The organism is Novosphingobium sp. PhB165 (genome assembly GCF_004341845.1).
GTDB lineage: Bacteria > Pseudomonadota > Alphaproteobacteria > Sphingomonadales > Sphingomonadaceae > Novosphingobium.
Genome location: NZ_SLVB01000005.1, coordinates 75,827 through 92,874 on the forward strand (window position 1 = coordinate 75,827; position 17,048 = coordinate 92,874).

Below are 17,048 nucleotides of genomic sequence, written 5' to 3' on the forward strand. Positions count from 1 at the left end.
AGGACACTGATGCAGATGCCCCTGAAATCGCGGAAGCGCGCGTCGCTCGCTGTCCTGGCTCCAGCCCTTGCCGCCGTGCTGGCGCTGGCCGCGCCGGGCACCGCTTTTGCGGACTCGCAGCCGCGCATCAAGGACATCGTCGATGTCGAGAACGTGCGGCCGAACCAGTTGGTCGGCTACGGTCTCGTCGTCGGCCTCCAAGGCACCGGCGACCGTATCCGCAACGTGCCGTTCACCGAAGAGACGTTGCAGGCCATGCTCGAACGCATGGGCGTCAACATTCGCGGCGACCAGATGCTGACCCAGAACGTCGCCGCCGTGACCGTGACCGCGACGATGCCGCCGTTCGCCCGCTCGGGCTCGACGATCGACGTGCAGGTCTCGGCGCTGGGCGATTCCACCAGCCTTCAGGGCGGCATCCTGCTGGTCTCCTCGCTGCGCGCGCTGGACGGCGAGATCTACGCGGTGGCGCAAGGGCCGGTCGCGGTCTCCGGCTTCAAGGCGCAGGGCGCGGCCGCCAAGCTCAGCCGCGGCGTGATGACCACCGCGCGGATCGCTGGCGGCGCCATCGTCGAGCGTGAGGTGCCTTACGACCTGCGCTCTGCGCAGAGCCTCAAGCTGGCGCTCAAGAACCCCGATTTCACCACCGCGCGGCGGATCGCCGAGCGGATCAACAACGAAGTTTCGGGCGCCGCGACCGTGCTCGATCCCGCGACGGTGGAGATCACCCCGCACGGCGGCTCGGTGATCGAGCTGGTCACCCGGATCGAGAACCTGACCGTGCCGGTCGACCAGCCAGCGCGCATCGTCATCAACGAGGCGGCGGGAACCGTGGTCATGGGCGCGGATGTGCGCGTGAGCCCGGTTGCGATCGCGCAGGGCGGGCTTACCATCAGCGTGACCGAGAGCCCGGTCGTTTCGCAGCCGGGGCCGCTGTCCAGCGGGCAGACGACCACCGTGCCGCGCACCCGGATCGAGGCGAACGACGGCAACGGCGCCTCGCTGGCGATGCTGACCGGGGGCACCTCGCTCCAGAATCTGGTCTCGGGGCTCAATGCGCTGGGCGTTAGCCCGCGTGACCTCATCACTATCCTTCAGGCCTTGCAGAGCGCCGGCGCGCTTCAGGCCGAGATCACCGTGCAATAAGAAAAGGAGGCAGCAAGATGACCGACACCACCATCACGTCGCTTCCGGCGCCGCAGGTTTCTCCCTCGCCGGACAAGTCTCCGGCCGGCGTGGCTCGCCAGTTCGAAGGCGTGTTCGCCGGGCAGGTCGCCAAGATGATGCTCGAAAGCGTCGATCAGGGCGACGAATTCTCGGGCGGCCACGGCGAGGAAATGTTCCGCGGGGTCCTGGCCGAGCAGGTCGGCAACCAGATCGCCAAGGGCAAGGGGCTGGGCATCGCCTCGGCCGTCCAGGCCCAGATCATCCGCATGCAGGGCGGCAACCCTCAGGGAGTGACCGGCAATGCCGAATGAAATGATCGAGATCATGACCTCGCTCTCGCTGGTCATGCGTGAGGAAACCGAGCGTCTGGAACGCCGCGAGCGCGTGCTGGACCTTGCCTCGCTGGCAGCGGCGAAAGCGCGTCTGGTCGCCTCGCTGGAGGAAATGCTGGCCCGTCGCAACCGCCGCGAGCCGGAGTGGACCGAGCAGATGGACGAGGAAACGCGCGAGCGCCTGTCGGACTGCCTGAGCGAACTGCGCGCGGCCTCGATCGCCAATGCGGCGCTGCTGGAGCGGCAGATCGAACTGTCGATGGAAATGATGACGGCCATCGCCGAGGAAGCCAAGCGGCTGAGCGGCAACCGTTCCTATACCTACGGCGCCAGCGGCGACATGGCCCGCGTGGAGGCGGCGACGCCGATCTCGTTCAACGGCGAATACTAAGGCGGAATACCAGCGCGGAATACTGGGCGACGGACCCATTCCCCCGAATACGGAGCGGGTTACGAACACAAACTCCGTCATCCCCGCGAAGGCGGGGATCCCGCTTCTGTTGTGCGGGGCGGGACGTCGCCAAGAAGCGGGGCCCCCGCCTTCGCGGGGGCGACGGGGTTTGAGGCTGCCAGCTCACCGTCGATATCGAGGCAGGGGTAGCGCCTCCGATGCGGCAAATCCCCGGCCAAAAGCGCCCGTCAGACCTCGTCGTCCGGGCTGCCCACCTTTTCCAGCATACCAAGGGTCGCCGAAGCCGGTGCCGCGCGGCCGAACAGGAAGCCCTGCCCGAAGGCGCAGCCGCGTTCGACGAGGAAGCGGGCTTGCTCCTCGGTCTCGATGCCTTCTGCCGTCACCGGCATGCCAAGGCTGCGGCCAAGGTCGAGCACCGTGTTGACCAGCTTGCGCCCGGGGTCGCTGTCGAGCGCCTGGATCAGCGTGCGGTCGATCTTGATCGTGTCGAGCGGCAAGTGGCACAGCCGCGCCAGACTGGCATAGCCCGTGCCGAAATCGTCCAGCGCGATGCGCGCACCGGCCCCGCGCAGCGTGTCGATCGTCGCGCGCGCATCGGCAAGGTTGTCCACCATCGCGTTCTCGGTGATCTCCACCGTCAGCCGTTCGGGCGGCAGGCCGCAGGCGAAGACGATCTGGAGCAGCCTTGCGGCAACGCCCGGATCGCAGACTTGCTGCGGCGACATGTTGACGGAAAGGCCCACCTCGTCCGGCCATTCGCGCGCGTTGCGGCAGGCCTGACGCAGCAGGCCGAACAGCATGTCGTCGATCAGCCGGAGATCTTCGCCCACTTGCAGGAACAAGTCGGGGCCCAGCAGGCCGCGATGCGGATGCTCCCAGCGGGCCAGCACCTCGAAGCGCGCGATCTTGCGCGAGGGCAGGGCGACGATGGGCTGGTAATGCGGAACCAGTTCGCCGCGCAGCAGGGCCGAGCGCAGCGCCTCTTCCAGCGCCGCGCGGTCGGTCAGGGTGGCAAGCATTTCGGGCGTGAAGCGGCGCACGGCAGCTCCGCCCGAAGCCTTGGCGCGCGACATCGCGATCGAGGCGCCGCGCAGCAGCCGCTCGGGCGTGGTAGTGCCCGAGGGATCGCTGGCGATGCCGATCGAGGCGGTCAGGTGGATCATGTGCCGCCCCAGCACGATGGGCGAGGCCAGTACGTCCAGCAGATCTGCGGCCACAGCCTCGGAGAGGTCGGCGCCGTCGTTCAGGGGCAGGACGCAGGCGAACTCGTCGCCGCCGACATGGACGACCCGGCCCGAGACTTTGGCCGCGATCCGCCCGCAGCGTCCGGCGGCGATGGCGATGACTTCGTCCCCGGCGGCGTGGCCGCACAAGTCATTGACCAGCTTGAACCTGTCGAGATCGAGGATCAGCAGGGAAAGCGGCTGCGGAGCGCCATCGTCTCCGCGCAGGAACGCCACGGCCCGTTCGACACTCCGCAGCGGCGGTTCGTGCCCGTCAAACGGGGACTCGCCGGCGCTCCCGAATTCCGGGCTATAGCTTCCCGGTCTCCGTTCGTGCCCTGCGGTCGTATCTCGCTGGCTGGCGCTGCGCATCGTCTGTCAACTTGTCTCCTTAATCCATTATATGGGATTGGAGTGCGCAACGGCCGGGTTGTCCTACAATTAGCGCCTATTCGAACATAGCTGACAGCACCGTGGCGATGCGGGCCGGGTCGAATGCGTCAAGCGCCACTTCGAAATCGGGATTGAGGCTGAAGCCCAGGGTGTGGCCCTGCCGGTCGAACGTGATGGCGATTACTCGCAGGCCGGTATCCTGCTCGATCACGGCAAGACCGCCGGCCGAGGGGAAGCGATCGGGATCGACCACCAGCACGGCGCGGCCGGGCAGCCCGGCGCCGAGCGTCGAGCGGCCGATGCGCAGGCCATAGGCGTTCGGCCCGGCGCTGCGCGGCACTTCCACGAATGTACCGGTCGGCGTGCGGGCGAGCAGGCCATCGGGCAGCGGCGATCCGAAGACGGGGACCAGCCGGACCGATGCATCCTCTCCAAGGGGCTGCGCGGGCGCCGGGCTCTCGGGTGCCTTCGGCGCGAACGCCGGGGGAGTGGCGGCATCGAGCACGGGAACCGGGCGTTCGAGCACGGATGTCTCCAGCGAAGAACCGATGGATGCGTTGAGTACCCTTGCGCCGGAAGCGCCGGCCTGGCGCATCGCGGGGGCCTCGGCGGAAACGGCCGGAGAACCACCCAGTTCGGCGCGCAGCGCGGCGGTGCGGGTACGGGTCTTGGTGATGCGGATCTGCGGATTGGCGACCAGCGACAGGAACGCGTCGAGTTCGCCGCGCGCGCAGGCTGCGACGACGGCGGCCGCGAGCGCGGCATCGTCGGCCACGCCGAACAGGCGGCGCAGCGAGCCGCGCACTTCGTCGTTCCAGCGGTCGTAGGGCTTGTGGGCGTTTTCGATGCGCGAGAGGATTACGGGCGCAATCCCGTACTGTTCTTCGAGTACGGCGATGGTCAGTGTATCGTCGGCAACGCGGCGGGCGCGCACGGCCGCCGCCACCAGAACCGCGAGGCGGTCAGCCTCCGGATCGGTGCGGTCGTTACCCATGATCGGCTCTGCCCAGTCCTCGATATCGAAAACGGGATCGTCGATGTCCACAAGCAGATCCAGCGGATCGACCTGGAGTGCGGCTGCGATGGCGCGCATTTCCGGGGCACGAGCGAAAACCTCGCCACGTTCGATCTTGGAAAGTCGAATATAGGTAATGTCCGGAAGGCGTTCGGCCAGTTCCAGCAATGAGCCTATATTTTGTTGCTTGCGAAATTTCCTTATCCCGTTTGGAAATACCAGACTGCGGCAGGCGTCGATCTCAAGGGTTGCGGGTACGGATGCAGTAGCCGTCCTTGCCCGCCTGCCAGATCGAACTGATTTTTCGGTCATTGAAGCTCGAATTTCATTGCAATGCCCAAGATGTTTCATGATCCTTAAACAGGGTCAATATCGCTCTTGGGATGATGGTTCAAAACGGGTCAAGTTAGGGCGCGTTCGCGGATGACCCCATGCCTTCTAGTATGATGACTTTAGGGTGAATGGTCATTGTATCGCACCGATTGCAGGTTTTTAACGGTTACCTGGACCCTGTAACGTCCATTTTGGGACAGCAGCCTGATTGAGAGCGCTACCAGCAAATCTTTGAAATAAAGTGCATAATACTGTGAGAACTTGCGGAAATGCGGGCGCGCGCAACGGGCGCCGGGCACGCCGGAAGGGGACCAGACCCTGATAGGCTCGGAATTCTGGAAATTGCGCATCTTATTGAATGAACGCCGAAATCGCTCTTTTGTTCCTGTAATTTCGACGTGAATTGCATCTTTGTAACAAAACAGGGCGCACTCCCGAAGGAGCGCGCCCAGAGTAATCCCGTCCGATTCTATATGGGGATGGGCGGACGGTCAGTTCCGTTCAGCCGCGCGCGATTTTAGCCGCGTCCAAGGGCCAATTTGAGCAGGCCGATCTGCTTTTTGTAGATGTTGGTCATGGCCGTGTAGTCCGCCTGGACCTGGCCAAGCGTCAGCAATTGGTCTTCCAGCGTGACATTGTTGCCGTCCGGCTTGGTCTCGCTGGTATCGCTGTCGACCACGATGCGCCCGCCGCCTTGCGGGGGCCGCGCCCCCAGTGCCGACATCGAGGCGGACAATTCTATATGCGGGCGCGAGACATGCGGCGCCCCGGTGGCTTCTCCATATTGCGCGACCAGCGACGAGAAGTCGGGCGCGGTTACGGTGCGGGCCTTGTATCCGGGGGTCTCGCTGTTGGCGATGTTCTCGGAAATGACGCGCTGGTGCTCGGCCATCGCCTTCATCGAGGCGGCCATGCCATCCAGCAGAGGGGGAAGCGAAGACATCGGATATTCCTCGAAAAGAGCCGGAGAATCAGGAACTGGTGAGGCGCGTCAGGGCGGCCTGATAGTTGGCGAGCTGTTTCTGCTGATAGGCCGATCCGCTGCCGGTGGAGAGCGTGCCGTTGACCAGCGACGCCTTGCCCGAGTCCCAGTAAAGCGAGCGATATGCGGTCTGGATCATCGAAAGCGCCGACTTGACCTTGGTCAGCGCGACGGAGGCGGCCTTGGAGTCGGTCAGGCTCAGCGCGCTGGTGAGCGCGAGGCTGTACGCGCCGCCCGGCGTCACTTTGGCATCGGTCGCGGTCTTGACCTTGGGCGTGCTCAGCTTGACCGGCGAAAGCCCGAGCTTGGCCAGCGCGTCCTTGCCGTCGCCCCCGGCGCCCAGCACCAGCGTGTGCCCGGCGGCGACGGTGATCTTGAGCGTCGTCTGGCCATCGACCAGCGAGGTCGTGACCGTGGCGTTGGTGCCGGTGATCTTCTTGATCTTGGCGGCCAGCGTGGTCATCGTCTCGTTTTCGTCGATCGTGATTTTGCGGGCATCGCCGCCGTCCACCATGACCGAGAACTCGTCGCCCGCGCGCAAGCTGGTCTCCGAGACCAGCGTTGCCGAAGTCGTCGGGTTCAGCGTTCCGCTGTGCAGGCCGAGCGCGCCGAGGGCGTTGTCGCCGCCCGCCAGCGTGGTGATGCGCACCGGCTCCACGGTCGAGGCGACGAGGCCCCATTGCGAGACCGTCTGCACCGCGCCGGTGTCCCCATCGACGCGGGCGATGAAGCCGTCCACCGTGCCGGCCTTGGTCCCGCTCAGCGTGCCGGCCGTGCGGCCGCCGACATAGAGCGTGCCGTTGAGCCAGGTGACGCTATCGGCCTGATCGTCGTCCGAGGTGCCGATATACGTCGTGCTGGCGGAAGTGAGGCCGGAATCGATGCGGGTGACGAAAGCATCGCGCGACCCGCTGATCGCATTGACCTGATCGCCACCTACCGGGGTGCTGGCGGCACCTACCACCGCGATCTCGCCGGTGTCGGACACCGAAATCGCGCGCGCCTCGACATTGCCGAGCGTGACCGAGTTGAGGTCGTTCGACAGCGAGCTTGCATCGATCTGGCGCAGCTTGGCAACGCCGTCCTCGTTGGTCAGCGCCAGCAGGTTGCCCGAGCCGTCGATGGCGAGCGAGTTGACCATGTCGTTGCCGCCGCTGTCGATCGTGCGGCGTTCGACGAACTTGCCGGTGGAATCGAGCTTGACGATGACGGCATCGCCGCCGCCGGTTGATGCGCGGCCGGCGATGTAGATGCTGCCGTCGTTGCCGACCGTCACCGCATTGGCGCTTTCGGTGCCGGTCTGGCGGATCGCGGTGGTCGAAAGTTCGTTGCCGGTACTGCTGAAGCGCGCCACCAGCAGGTCGGTCTGGCTTGGATCGCTGTTATTGAAATCGCCGCTGACCGAGCCGGCCACGACGATGTCGCCGTTGGGCGCGATCGTGACGGCCGAGCCCGAGGCCGAGCCGGCGGCGCCCAGATTGCGTTGCCACACCACCTGACCTTCGGAATCGATCTTGGTGAGGAACATGTCGTTCGAACCGTCGGTGACCTGGCTGCCAAGGTCGCCATTGGTGGTGCCAACGACGTAGCTGAAGCCATCGGCATCGGTCACCATCCCGCGCGCCGAGGTGGCGGCATCGACGGTGTAGTCGGGGGTGGCGGTGCTGCCGGACGAACTGCTGGAGGAGGTGGTGGTCGTCGTGCTGGCGGCGGCCGCGGTCTGGGCCTGCGCGGTGGCGGCGGCGTCGACGGCGTTGATCGAGCCGAGGCGCTCCCAGCTCAGCGAGCCGTCGATGTCTCCGAAGCGGTAGACGCTGGCGTCGGTGGTCGAATCCTTGCGGGTCTCGCCGCTGGCGACCATGATCGAATCGCCGGCGCCGACTTGTTCGAGCGAGACCTTCTCAATGCCCGACGGGTTGAAGACGAGGCCCCACTTTTCGGAATCGCTGTCGTACTTGACGGTGAAGTTGGACTGCCACTCGCTGACGGGCTTGCCGTCCGCGTCGAGCACCGGATCGCCATTGGCGTCGAGCTGCGGCTGGGCGCCGATCGCGGCATTGAGCGCGGCGGCCACCGAATCGAGCGTCGGCGGCTGGGTGGACTGCGACAGGTCGACATTGACCGTCTGGGTGGTCGTACCCTTGGTCATGGTGACCTGGAAGATCTCGTTGCCGGTCAGGCCGGCGATCGCATCGCCTTCCTTGGTGGAAATGGGATTGCCGGCGACCGCGCCGGTGACATCGGGCTTATCCACCGCGATCGTCTTCGCCTGGCTGGCCGAAGTACCGAAGTTGAGTGTCAGCAGATCGGTATCGGCCGAGCCGATATAGCTCTGAAGGTCGCTGAGGCCCTTGGCGAACGTCTTTTCGAGCGAGGCGCGTTGGGCGGCCGAGGTGCTGGTGCTGGCGGCGCTCTCGGCCAGCGTCTGCAACCGGTCCAATGCCTTGTAGATCGTGAAGGTGGCCTTGACGTCGGGCAGGTTGTCCAGCGTGCTGTCACGGTCGTAGGTTTTTTCGTCCACGATCGACAGCAACTTCTGGATCGCGGTGACTTGCGCGCTGGTGGAGGTGGAGGCGCTGGGATCGTCCAACTTCCACGGCGGGGTCGTCGGCGCCATCGTGAAGGCCGCCTTGGCCTTGGTCACCGCCGGGGTATCCGTCGAACTGGTTGACGAGAGGGCGCTCGAATAGGCGCTGGTTCCGCCCAGGATCGAAAGTCCGATCAGCGCATTGTTGGTGTTTATCGTCAAAACTGCCTCCCGGGCTTCGCACCCGCCCACTATCATCCTATAAGATAGACGGTTGCATTCGCCGACAGGTCGGTATTGCGGACTTTTTTGGGGATGAAAGACGTGACGATGATGGCCGCCATCGGCGAACCACCCGAGCTGAAGAAGTATTCGGGAATTCAACGCGCTGCCGCGTTGATGCTGTCGCTTGGGCACGAGCAGGGCGGTCCGATCTGGGAACAGCTGACGACCGAGGAAATAAAGGAGCTTTCGGCGACCATCGCCCAGCTCGGCCGCGTGCCTTCGGTGGTGGTTGAGCACCTGCTGGTGCAGTTCTCCGGCGAAGTTTCCAGCATGGCCTCGCTCCACGGCTCGTTCGAGAGCACCGAGCGGCTGCTGGAGGGGATTCTCCCGGTCGACAAGGTCAAGGAGATCATGGAGGACATCCGCGGTCCGTCCGGCCGCACGATGTGGGACAAGCTGTCCAACGTCAGCGAAGCCGTGCTCGCGGGGTACCTCAAGAACGAATATCCGCAGACCGTGGCGGTGATCCTGCACAAGCTGCGCCCCGATCACGCCGCGCGCGTGCTGGCCGAACTGCCGCGCGATTTCGCGACCGACGTGGTCATGCGCATGCTGCGGATGGACACGGTGCAGAAGGACGTGCTGGTCCAGGTGGAGCAGACGCTGAAGAGCGAGTTCATGACCAATCTCTCACGCGCGCAGCGCCGCGATCCCCACGAGATGATGGCCGAACTGTTCAACGCGCTCGACCGTTCGACCGAAGAGGCCATGCTCGGCGAGCTGGACGAAAAGGCACCGGAATCGGCCGAACGCATCCGCGCGCTGATGTTCACGTTCGAGGATCTGGCGAACCTGCTGCCGGGTGCGATCCAGACGATCGTGCGCAATTGCAACAAGCGCGAGCTGGCGCTGGCGCTCAAGGGCGCGCCGGACGAGATGAAGAAGGTGTTCTTCAATGCCATGACCGAACGTGCCGCCAAGCTGATGCGCGACGACATGGCCGCGATGGGCCCCGTCCGCGCGCGCGAGTGCGAAGAAGCGCAGACCGCGCTGGTGCGTCTGGCCAAGTCGCTTGGAGATCGCGGCGAGATCATGCTGGTCGATCCCAAGAGCGATGATGCGATGATTTACTGAGACTTAGCAGTTCGTTAACGATAAGTGAGAGCGGATTCGCGCCAATGGAGATGGCCATGAGCATTCAGCCCTTCGGCTTCGACAGGGTCTTCCGCTTTTCCTCGGCGGAGGCTGAGGAAAAGGAAGGCGGCGAAGCGCTGCACGAGGAACTGGCGGCAATGGAGGCGCGCATCGAACGGATGCGTGAAGATCACGCCGCCGAACTCGCCCGCGCGCGTGCTGACGGTTTCGAGGCCGGGCTGGCGCAGGCGCGCCACGAACGCGATGCTGCGCTGCTGGCCGCGACCGACGCGCTCCATGCCGGGCTTGACGACGTGGCCCGCCGTTTCGACGAAGTGACCGATCTGGTCGCGCGCGAGGCGGCCTCGGTCGCGCTGCTCGCTGCCGAGATGCTGGCCGGCCACGCCGTTTCGCTGGAACCCGCGCGCGCCATCGACGAGGCGCTGTCCCGCGCGCTCGAACAAGTCGCGCGCAGCACCCAGATCACGGTCCGCGTCCATCCCTCGATGCGCGAACTGGTCGAACATGTCGTAGCCGCGCGTCAGGCGGCCGAGCGCCGGACGCTTCAGGTCCTGGTGGTCGAAGATCCGGCCGTCTCGCCCGCCGATGCCCGCATTGGCTGGGTCGAGGGCGGCCTTGGCGTCGATGCCGGTGCGCGCCGCGCGGCGGTGCTGGCCGAACTGGCCGGTCTGCTCGGCCCGGGACGCGATGCGCCGGTGCTGGCTGCGGTGGAAACCCGGACCGAAGTGGCAGAAGTGTCGGAAATGGCGGAAGATGTCGGTTCCGAAGCTGCCGAACACACCTTTGAAGCAGCCCATCAGGACACCGATCATGGGCAGATTTCGGGGCTCGACGCCGCCGCGTAAACTTTTCCGGCGACCGGCAAGAGTTGCCTAGTCTCTTATCCTATAATGAGCGTGAGCGAAGCCAGGGGGGCCTCGCCGGGATTAAGAGGCGATCTTGAACGCGTTGCGCAACTTTATCGAGCAGATAGGCCTGCGCCGGGCCCTGCTGATGGGGGGCGTGGCCCTCGCAATGCTCGGGGGGCTCGCCTGGATGGCGCTGCGCACGCCCGCGAGCGAGATGGGCTACCTCTACTCCGATCTCGATCCCGCCGCTGCCCAGTCGATCACCGAAAAGCTGAAGGCGCAGAACGTGCCGTTCCAGCTTTCGGCCGATGGCAGCGCGGTCATGGCCCCGGTGGACAAGCTGGCCGAGCTGCGCATGTCGCTGGCCGGCGAACAGCTTGGCGGCAAGATCGGTTACGAAGTGCTCGATTCCGAGGAGCCTTTCGGGGTTTCCTCCTCGCGCGCCAAGCTCAACGAAACCCGCGCGATCGAAGGCGAACTCGCCCGCTCGATCGAGACGGTGGAGAAAGTGAGCAAGGCCCGCGTCCACATCGTCATGCCCGAGCGCGCGATGTTCGAGACCGAACCGCGCAAGGCCAGCGCCGCCGTGACCGTGAAGACGATGGGCCGCCTGCCGAACGAGACGGTGCAGGCGATCCGTTATCTCGTGTCCTCATCGGTGCCCGATCTCACGCCCGACGCCGTGTCGATCGTCGATCAAACCGGTGCGCTGCTGGCGCGCGCGGGCGATGCCGGGGCCGGTGGCTCGGGCGATCTCGAAGAGCGCCAGTCGGCCATCGAGGGACGTCTGCGCGACGAGATCGAGGCGATGCTCGCGCCGATCGTAGGCCAGGGCAAGGTGCGCGCCGAAGTCGCCGCCGTGCTGGAACGCGATCAGGTCCGCGAGGAATCGGAATCCTACGATCCCGACAAGCAGGTCGTCGCGCATCAGGTCACGGTCGAATCGAACGACCAGAATGACGAGAACGGCGCCGGCGCACAGGGCGCCTCCGTGAGCACGCAGCTTCCCGACAACCAGGCCAATATTGCCGGCAGCGGCGGCAGCAACCGCCGCGCCGCCCGCAACGAGACCTCGGAAGATACCACTTACCAGAACAGCCGCACCCAGAAGGTCGCGGTGCGCAATCCCGGCCAGCTCAGCCGTCTGACCGTTGCCGTGATGGTGGACGGTGGGCCGCAGGGCCTGCCTGCCCCGCAGATCCAGCGCCTGCAGCGACTGGTCGAGAACGCGGTGGGCTTCGATGCCTCGCGCGGGGACAGCGTGGTCGTGGAGAACATGGCGTTCAACGCGCCGCAGGATGTCGACAGCGCGTCCGCCGGTCTGCCGTTCGGCCTGACCTGGGACCGTCTGTTCGACGTGTTCAAGATCGTGCTTGTCGGCGGCATCGTCCTGATCGGCCTGCGCATGCTGAAGCCCAAGCTGATGCCGCCGCCGCCGCTGCTTGAAGGCGTGGTCGAACCGCGCCTGGCCGATGGCGAGATGCTGTCGCTGGGCGAACGCGCGGCCGACGGCGATCCCGATGCGCTGCGCCGCCTTGAAGAGCTGCGCGGAGAGAATGGCGAGCCGCTGCTCGATCAGGAAATCGCGCTGGCTCAGGTCGATGGCCGCATCAAGCTCTCCGCCTTGCGCCGCATCGGTGATGCCATCTCCTCCAGTCCCGCCGAATCCGCTTCGGTGATCCGCCAATGGATGAACAGTTGAAAGGCCCCCGCATGAGCGACGACCTCGAACCCCGCCAGCTCGCCCCGGCGTTCCTGAACGACGACGATGCGCCTGCCGGCGATTTCACCGAAGCGCGCCCCTGGACCCCGCGTCCCGAGACGCCGCCGACGCCCGACGATCTTCAGGCCGTGTTCGACGTGCCGGTGAAAGTGCAGGCCGTGCTCGGCCGCTCGCGGATGGACATCGGCGATCTGCTGCGGCTCAAGCCCGGCATGGTGGTCGAACTCGACCGCCGCGTGGGTGAGCCGGTGGACATCTTCGTCAACAACCGCCTGATCGCGCGCGGCGAAGTGGTGCTGATCGACAGCACGCTGGGCGTGACGCTCACCGAAATCGTGAGGCAGGACGGATGATACCGTCCGGCAAATCCGACGCGGTTGTCGATCCCGGCCCCGAACCCGGAACCGAGCTGAGCGCCGAGGCGCCACCTGCCGATGCCACCCGGCTCATGCTGGTCGGAGAGCTGGGCACGGCGATGGGGCTGGCGGTGGAGATGGTGCGCGGCTCGGCCGCCAGCATCGCGGTCGGTACCGCCGGCGGCGCGATCCGCGAGACCTGGCGCTGCGGCGGCGATGTCGCGGTGATCGAATTCGCGGTGGACCTGCCCGACGTGATGGCGCGCCTGCGCGGCGAAAGGCCGGGCAAGCTGGTGTTCCGTCGTGCAGTCAGCGGGCTGGTGGGCCACAGCATCGATCATGTCGAGCGTGAGCTGATCCTCCAGACGCTGGAACGCTGCGCGGGCAACCGCACCAGCGCGGCGTCGATGCTGGGCATCTCGGTGCGCACCATGCGCAACAAGCTGCGCACCTTCCTGGCCGACGGGCAAGTGCTGCCGCCGGGGCTGGTCCGCCACTAGCGGCCGCCCGCGGTGCCTCTTCGGTTCCGTCTCTCCTGTCCTGATGCTGCCGGGCGCCGTCCGGTCCGCTTCCAACCGCCGTCCATATATCGGGTAACGCGATGAAAGCCCTTGTCCTTCCCAGGCTAGACCAGTTGATGGCGCGATTGGGCCCCAGCCGCGATCTTGCGCTGGCGCTCGGCGTCACGGCGATCATCGCCATGCTCATCCTGCCGATGCCCGGCTGGATGCTCGACATGGGCCTTGCCCTCTCGATCACTGCCTCGGTGCTGATCCTGATGACGGCGCTGTTCATCGAGAAGCCGCTCCAGCTTTCCAGCTTCCCGACGATCCTGCTGATCGTGACGATGCTGCGGCTGGGCCTCAACCTTGCCTCGACCCGCCTGATTCTCGGCCACGGGCATGAGGGGCACCATGCGGCGGGCGGCGTGATCGCGGCCTTCGGCGAGTTCCTGATGGGCGGCGAGACCGTCATCGGCCTCACCATCTTCGCGATCCTCGTCGTCATCAACTTCGTGGTCATCACCAAGGGCGCGGGCCGCATCGCCGAAGTGGCGGCGCGCTTCAGCCTCGATGCCATGCCCGGCAAGCAGATGGCGATCGACGCCGATCTCAACGCCGGCACCATCACCGAGGCGCAGGCCCGCGAACGCCGCGCCGAGATCGAGGCCGAGAGCGGCTTCTACGGCGCGATGGACGGTGCCTCCAAGTTCGTGAAGGGCGATGCCGTCGCCGGCCTGTTGATCACCGCGATCAACATCGTCGTCGGCCTCATCATCGGCGTGGCCATCCACGGCGTGCCGTTCAGCGAAGCCTTCAAGACTTACACGATCCTCACCGTCGGCGACGGCCTTGTCAGCCAGATCCCGGCGCTCATCGTCTCGACGGCGGCGGGCCTGCTGGTCTCCAAGGGCGGCGTCACCGGCAAGACCGGCGCGGCGCTGGGCGAGCAGCTTGGCCGCTATCCCAAGGCGTTCGGCATCGTTGCCGCGCTGATGGGCACGCTGTCGCTGATGCCCGGCCTGCCGTTCATCCCCTTCGCCACGCTGGCCGGGCTCTGCGGCTGGGCTGCCTGGACGATGACCAAGAAGGCCGAAGCTGAAGTCGTGCGCGAGCGGATCGAAGCCGCGCAGAACAAGCAGCGCGAGGCGGCGCAGGCGGAAGAGCCGATTGCCCGCACGCTCGCCATCGACGCGCTGCGCATCGAACTCGGCTACGGACTGCTGCCGCTGATCAACGACGCCAGTGCCGAGCCGCGCCTGGACGATCAGGTCAAGGCGCTGCGCCGCCAGATGGCGATCGATTTCGGCTTCGTGCTGCCCGCCGTCCGCATTCTCGACAACATGGCGCTCCAGCCCAACGAATATATCGTCTTCGTCAAGGAGACCGAGATTGCGCGCGGCGAACTGCGCATCGGCAAGCTGCTCGTCATCAATGCGGCGGGCGGCGAGACGGGCCTGCGCGGTGAGCCGACCAAGGAACCGGTGTTCCAGCTTCCGGCGCTGTGGATCGACCGCGAGATGCGCGAGGAAGCGGGCTTCCGGGGCCTCACTGTGGTCGATTGCGGCACTATCGTCACCACCCACCTGACCGAGATCGTCAAGGACAACATCGCCGATCTGCTCTCCTATACCGAGACGCAGAAGCTGTTGAGCGAAGTCCACAAGGAAACCGAGAAACTGATCGCGGATCTGATCCCGGCCAAGATTTCGATCTCGGGCGTGCAGCGGATCCTGCAGAACCTGCTTTCGGAAAGCGTCTCTATCCGCGACGTGCCGACAATCCTCGAAGGCATCGCGGAATCGACGGCGATGACCAACAATCTCACGCAAGTGACCGAGCATGTGCGCGCCCGCCTTGCCCGGCAGATCTCGGCCCAGCAGACGTTCGACGGGACGATCCCCATCGTCACGCTGGGCGGCGAATGGGACGAGGCCTTCGGCGAGGCCATCGTCGGGCAGGGCGACGACCGCCATCTGGCCATGGCGCCCTCCAGCTTGCAAGCGTTCATCGCCGCCGTGCGCGAGTCCTACGACCGCTTCGCCGCGCAGGGCGAGATCCCGTGCCTCCTCACCAGCCCGCCGCTGCGGCCCTTCGTCCGCTCGATCATCGAGCGCGTGCGCCCGGCGACCGTGGTGCTCTCGCAAAACGAGATCCACCCGCGCGCGCGTCTGCGCAGCCTTGGCACGATCGGGTGAGGGGAGGGCCTTTCGACCGGAAAGGCGCAAACCACTCTATTATAGGAAGTAGCCGGTCGACGCCGGCGCAGGGTAGCGACACATGACAGTTTCCATCAATCCCGCGTTTCCGATGGTCGCACCCGCTGCGAGCGCTGCCAGCACGCCCCGTCCGGCCGACAACTCGGCGGGTGGCGACGACGGCAAGGCCGCGTCCTTCGGAACGATGGTGGATCACGCGGCCGACGATAGCGACAGCCGTCCGGCGCCCAGTCGCCCGGTAAAAAGCGACCGGCCCGCCAAGGCGGCTCAGTCCAAATCTGATTCCCCGGCAAAGTCGGGTTCCACGGCGTCCAAGGATGCGGCCTCCGGGAAGGACGATGCGGCCACCCAAGCCGCCCCGGCCGAGACGGCAACCGCCGATGTCGCTGCCGATACGCTGGCGGCCGCCGAGGAAACGGTGCCCGCTATCGAGACCGTACCTGCCGAAGATGCGGGCGCGGCGCTGACGCCGGACCCGGCCGCGACATTGGGTCAGAACGGCGCGCAGGCTGCGACGCCGCTCGCGGCCAAGCCGATGAACATGGCTTCGCACAAGGCCGCAGCCGGAAAGCAGGCAGCATTGGCATTGGCCGAAGCCGCTGAGCCTGCCGCCGCCGCCGATGCGGCACCTGCCGAAACCACCGGCACCGGTGATGCCAAGGCAGGCGAAACCACAGAGCCGGGCAAGGCCGATGACCGCGCCCATTCCGCCGATGCGGACGATCAGACCGTGCCGCTGCCGATCCTACCGCAGGCCGGTGCCCAACTGGCCGCTACAGCGGCCACCACCACGACCGCGCAGGTGGCTCTGGCCGGAACACCGCAAGCCGTAGCCGGGAACACGGCCGACGCTTCGGAGGGCAAGGACGCCAAGGGCAAGGTCGAGGGCGGTCCCGCTGTCACGCTCGCCTCGGCAGCATCCGCGCGCGGACCCGCAAAGCAGGCAGCGTTCGGTGCCACGACCGAGGCAACCGGTACGAGCACCAGCACGGGGCACGCTGCGGGAGACGCCACCGCGACCACGCATGACGCCGGTCTGGCGGCTGCCGATCCGGCTCCGGCGAACGGTTCGACATTGTCGGCCCCGGTGCTGTCGCAGACATTCGCCGCCGCTGTGAGCCGTCCGGCCGCACTGCCTTATCCTGCCGCCGCGCAGAATGCCGCGCAGTCCGCGACGGTGACCGTGCGCGAGGGACAGTTCGGCACCGACATGGGCGTGCAAATCGCCCGCGCGCTCGACAAGGGCGGCAACGATCTGCTGATCAAGCTGGACCCCCGCGACATGGGCCGGATCGATGTGCGCCTCTCGTTCGACCATCAGGGCGTGCTGCGCGCGGTCATGTCGGCGGACAGCACCACGGCCACCGACATGCTCCGCCGTGAAAGCACCGATCTCAACCGCGCGCTGGCCGATGCGGGCATCCGTGCCGACAGCCAGTCGCTGCGGTTCGATACGCGCGCCGGTGGGCAGGGCATGGGGCAGGGCACCGGTCAGGGCAATGGCCAGAGCGGCAGTCAGGGCGGTCAGCGCTGGCAGGGCCAGCAGGCCCAATCGGATGGATTCAGCGGGGGCGACGACCCGGCCTACCGGTCGCTCAGGAGCAGCGGCCACGTCGATCTCATGGCATAGGACACCAG

Annotated in this window: 14 protein-coding genes; 10 read left to right on the plus strand and 4 right to left on the minus strand. The window is 66.3% G+C overall.

What is annotated here, in order from left to right:
* Window positions 1–15 precede the first annotated feature (15 nt).
* From EDF56_RS14825 to EDF56_RS14835, 3 genes are read left to right on the plus strand one after another with little or no spacing between them, the layout of a single operon-like run.
* Entirely contained in the window at window positions 16–1,146 is a 1,131-nt protein-coding gene (locus tag EDF56_RS14825) for a flagellar basal body P-ring protein FlgI (RefSeq protein ID WP_132388754.1), read from the plus strand.
* Window positions 1,147–1,163: 17 nt separating this feature from the next.
* Entirely contained in the window at window positions 1,164–1,478 is a 315-nt protein-coding gene (locus EDF56_RS14830) for a rod-binding protein (RefSeq protein WP_132388756.1), read from the plus strand.
* The gene (locus EDF56_RS14835; RefSeq protein WP_132388758.1) at window positions 1,468–1,890 is read left to right on the plus strand and encodes a flagellar biosynthesis protein FlgN; all 423 of its coding nucleotides are present in this window, start codon (window positions 1,468–1,470) and stop codon (window positions 1,888–1,890) included. The genes EDF56_RS14830 and EDF56_RS14835 overlap by 11 nt, the downstream gene beginning before the upstream one ends.
* 248 nt (window positions 1,891–2,138) lie before the next feature.
* Here EDF56_RS14835 and EDF56_RS14840 read toward each other — a convergent pair whose 3' ends face one another.
* From EDF56_RS14840 to EDF56_RS14855, 4 genes are all read right to left on the minus strand, one after another.
* On the minus strand, window positions 2,139–3,371 hold the full coding sequence (locus EDF56_RS14840; RefSeq protein ID WP_165912200.1) for a bifunctional diguanylate cyclase/phosphodiesterase: 1,233 nt from the start codon (window positions 3,369–3,371) through the stop codon (window positions 2,139–2,141).
* 211 nt (window positions 3,372–3,582) lie between these two features.
* Window positions 3,583–4,620 carry an XRE family transcriptional regulator gene (locus EDF56_RS14845; protein WP_243652611.1) on the minus strand — a complete coding sequence of 346 codons (1,038 nt, stop codon included), beginning with the start codon at window positions 4,618–4,620 and terminating at the stop codon, window positions 3,583–3,585.
* A gap of 772 nt (window positions 4,621–5,392) precedes the next feature.
* On the minus strand, window positions 5,393–5,818 hold the full coding sequence (locus tag EDF56_RS14850) for a flagellar basal body protein (protein ID WP_132388762.1): 426 nt from the start codon (window positions 5,816–5,818) through the stop codon (window positions 5,393–5,395).
* A gap of 28 nt (window positions 5,819–5,846) precedes the next feature.
* Window positions 5,847–8,606, minus strand: a complete 2,760-nt coding sequence (locus EDF56_RS14855; protein ID WP_132388764.1) for an SBBP repeat-containing protein — start codon at window positions 8,604–8,606, stop codon at window positions 5,847–5,849.
* 102 nt (window positions 8,607–8,708) lie between these two features.
* Here EDF56_RS14855 and EDF56_RS14860 point away from each other — a divergent pair, with 102 nt between their 5' ends.
* The 7 genes from EDF56_RS14860 to EDF56_RS14890 all read left to right on the plus strand — a co-directional run bounded on the left by EDF56_RS14860 (window position 8,709) and on the right by EDF56_RS14890 (window position 17,040).
* Entirely contained in the window at window positions 8,709–9,743 is a 1,035-nt protein-coding gene (locus EDF56_RS14860) for a flagellar motor switch protein FliG (protein WP_132388766.1), read from the plus strand.
* Window positions 9,744–9,799: 56 nt separating this feature from the next.
* Window positions 9,800–10,609 (plus strand): FliH/SctL family protein, encoded by an 810-nt coding sequence (locus EDF56_RS14865; RefSeq protein ID WP_243652612.1) that lies wholly within the window; start codon window positions 9,800–9,802, stop codon window positions 10,607–10,609.
* Window positions 10,610–10,757: 148 nt separating this feature from the next.
* The gene (gene fliF, locus EDF56_RS14870) at window positions 10,758–12,314 is read left to right on the plus strand and encodes a flagellar basal-body MS-ring/collar protein FliF (RefSeq protein WP_207904726.1); all 1,557 of its coding nucleotides are present in this window, start codon (window positions 10,758–10,760) and stop codon (window positions 12,312–12,314) included.
* A gap of 11 nt (window positions 12,315–12,325) precedes the next feature.
* Window positions 12,326–12,688 carry a flagellar motor switch protein FliN gene (fliN, locus tag EDF56_RS14875; RefSeq protein ID WP_132388772.1) on the plus strand — a complete coding sequence of 121 codons (363 nt, stop codon included), beginning with the start codon at window positions 12,326–12,328 and terminating at the stop codon, window positions 12,686–12,688.
* Complete coding sequence (locus tag EDF56_RS14880) at window positions 12,685–13,191, plus strand: helix-turn-helix domain-containing protein (protein ID WP_132388774.1); 507 nt, start codon at window positions 12,685–12,687, stop codon at window positions 13,189–13,191. Before fliN ends, EDF56_RS14880 begins: the two co-directional genes overlap by 4 nt.
* A 137-nt stretch (window positions 13,192–13,328) precedes the next feature.
* Complete coding sequence (gene flhA, locus EDF56_RS14885; RefSeq protein WP_243652613.1) at window positions 13,329–15,389, plus strand: flagellar biosynthesis protein FlhA; 2,061 nt, start codon at window positions 13,329–13,331, stop codon at window positions 15,387–15,389.
* 82 nt (window positions 15,390–15,471) lie between these two features.
* Window positions 15,472–17,040: a flagellar hook-length control protein FliK gene (locus EDF56_RS14890; RefSeq protein WP_132388778.1), complete on the plus strand. Its 1,569-nt coding sequence runs from the start codon at window positions 15,472–15,474 to the stop codon at window positions 17,038–17,040.
* The last annotated feature ends 8 nt before the right edge of the window (window positions 17,041–17,048 follow it).

Excerpts from the sequence above, each read along its gene's own strand:
- EDF56_RS14825 (WP_132388754.1), top strand. The coding sequence starts at position 16 with ATGCCCCTGAAATCGCGGAAGCGCGCGTCGCTCGCTGTCCTGGCTCCA.
- EDF56_RS14830 (WP_132388756.1), top strand. The coding sequence starts at position 1,164 with ATGACCGACACCACCATCACGTCGCTTCCGGCGCCGCAGGTTTCTCCC.
- EDF56_RS14835 (WP_132388758.1), top strand. The coding sequence starts at position 1,468 with ATGCCGAATGAAATGATCGAGATCATGACCTCGCTCTCGCTGGTCATG.
- EDF56_RS14845 (WP_243652611.1), bottom strand. The coding sequence starts at position 4,620 with ATGCGCGCCATCGCAGCCGCACTCCAGGTCGATCCGCTGGATCTGCTT.
- EDF56_RS14850 (WP_132388762.1), bottom strand. The coding sequence starts at position 5,818 with ATGTCTTCGCTTCCCCCTCTGCTGGATGGCATGGCCGCCTCGATGAAG.
- EDF56_RS14865 (WP_243652612.1), top strand. The coding sequence starts at position 9,800 with ATGAGCATTCAGCCCTTCGGCTTCGACAGGGTCTTCCGCTTTTCCTCG.
- fliF (WP_207904726.1), top strand. The coding sequence starts at position 10,758 with ATGGGGGGCGTGGCCCTCGCAATGCTCGGGGGGCTCGCCTGGATGGCG.
- fliN (WP_132388772.1), top strand. The coding sequence starts at position 12,326 with ATGAGCGACGACCTCGAACCCCGCCAGCTCGCCCCGGCGTTCCTGAAC.
- EDF56_RS14880 (WP_132388774.1), top strand. The coding sequence starts at position 12,685 with ATGATACCGTCCGGCAAATCCGACGCGGTTGTCGATCCCGGCCCCGAA.
- flhA (WP_243652613.1), top strand. The coding sequence starts at position 13,329 with ATGGCGCGATTGGGCCCCAGCCGCGATCTTGCGCTGGCGCTCGGCGTC.
- EDF56_RS14890 (WP_132388778.1), top strand. The coding sequence starts at position 15,472 with ATGACAGTTTCCATCAATCCCGCGTTTCCGATGGTCGCACCCGCTGCG.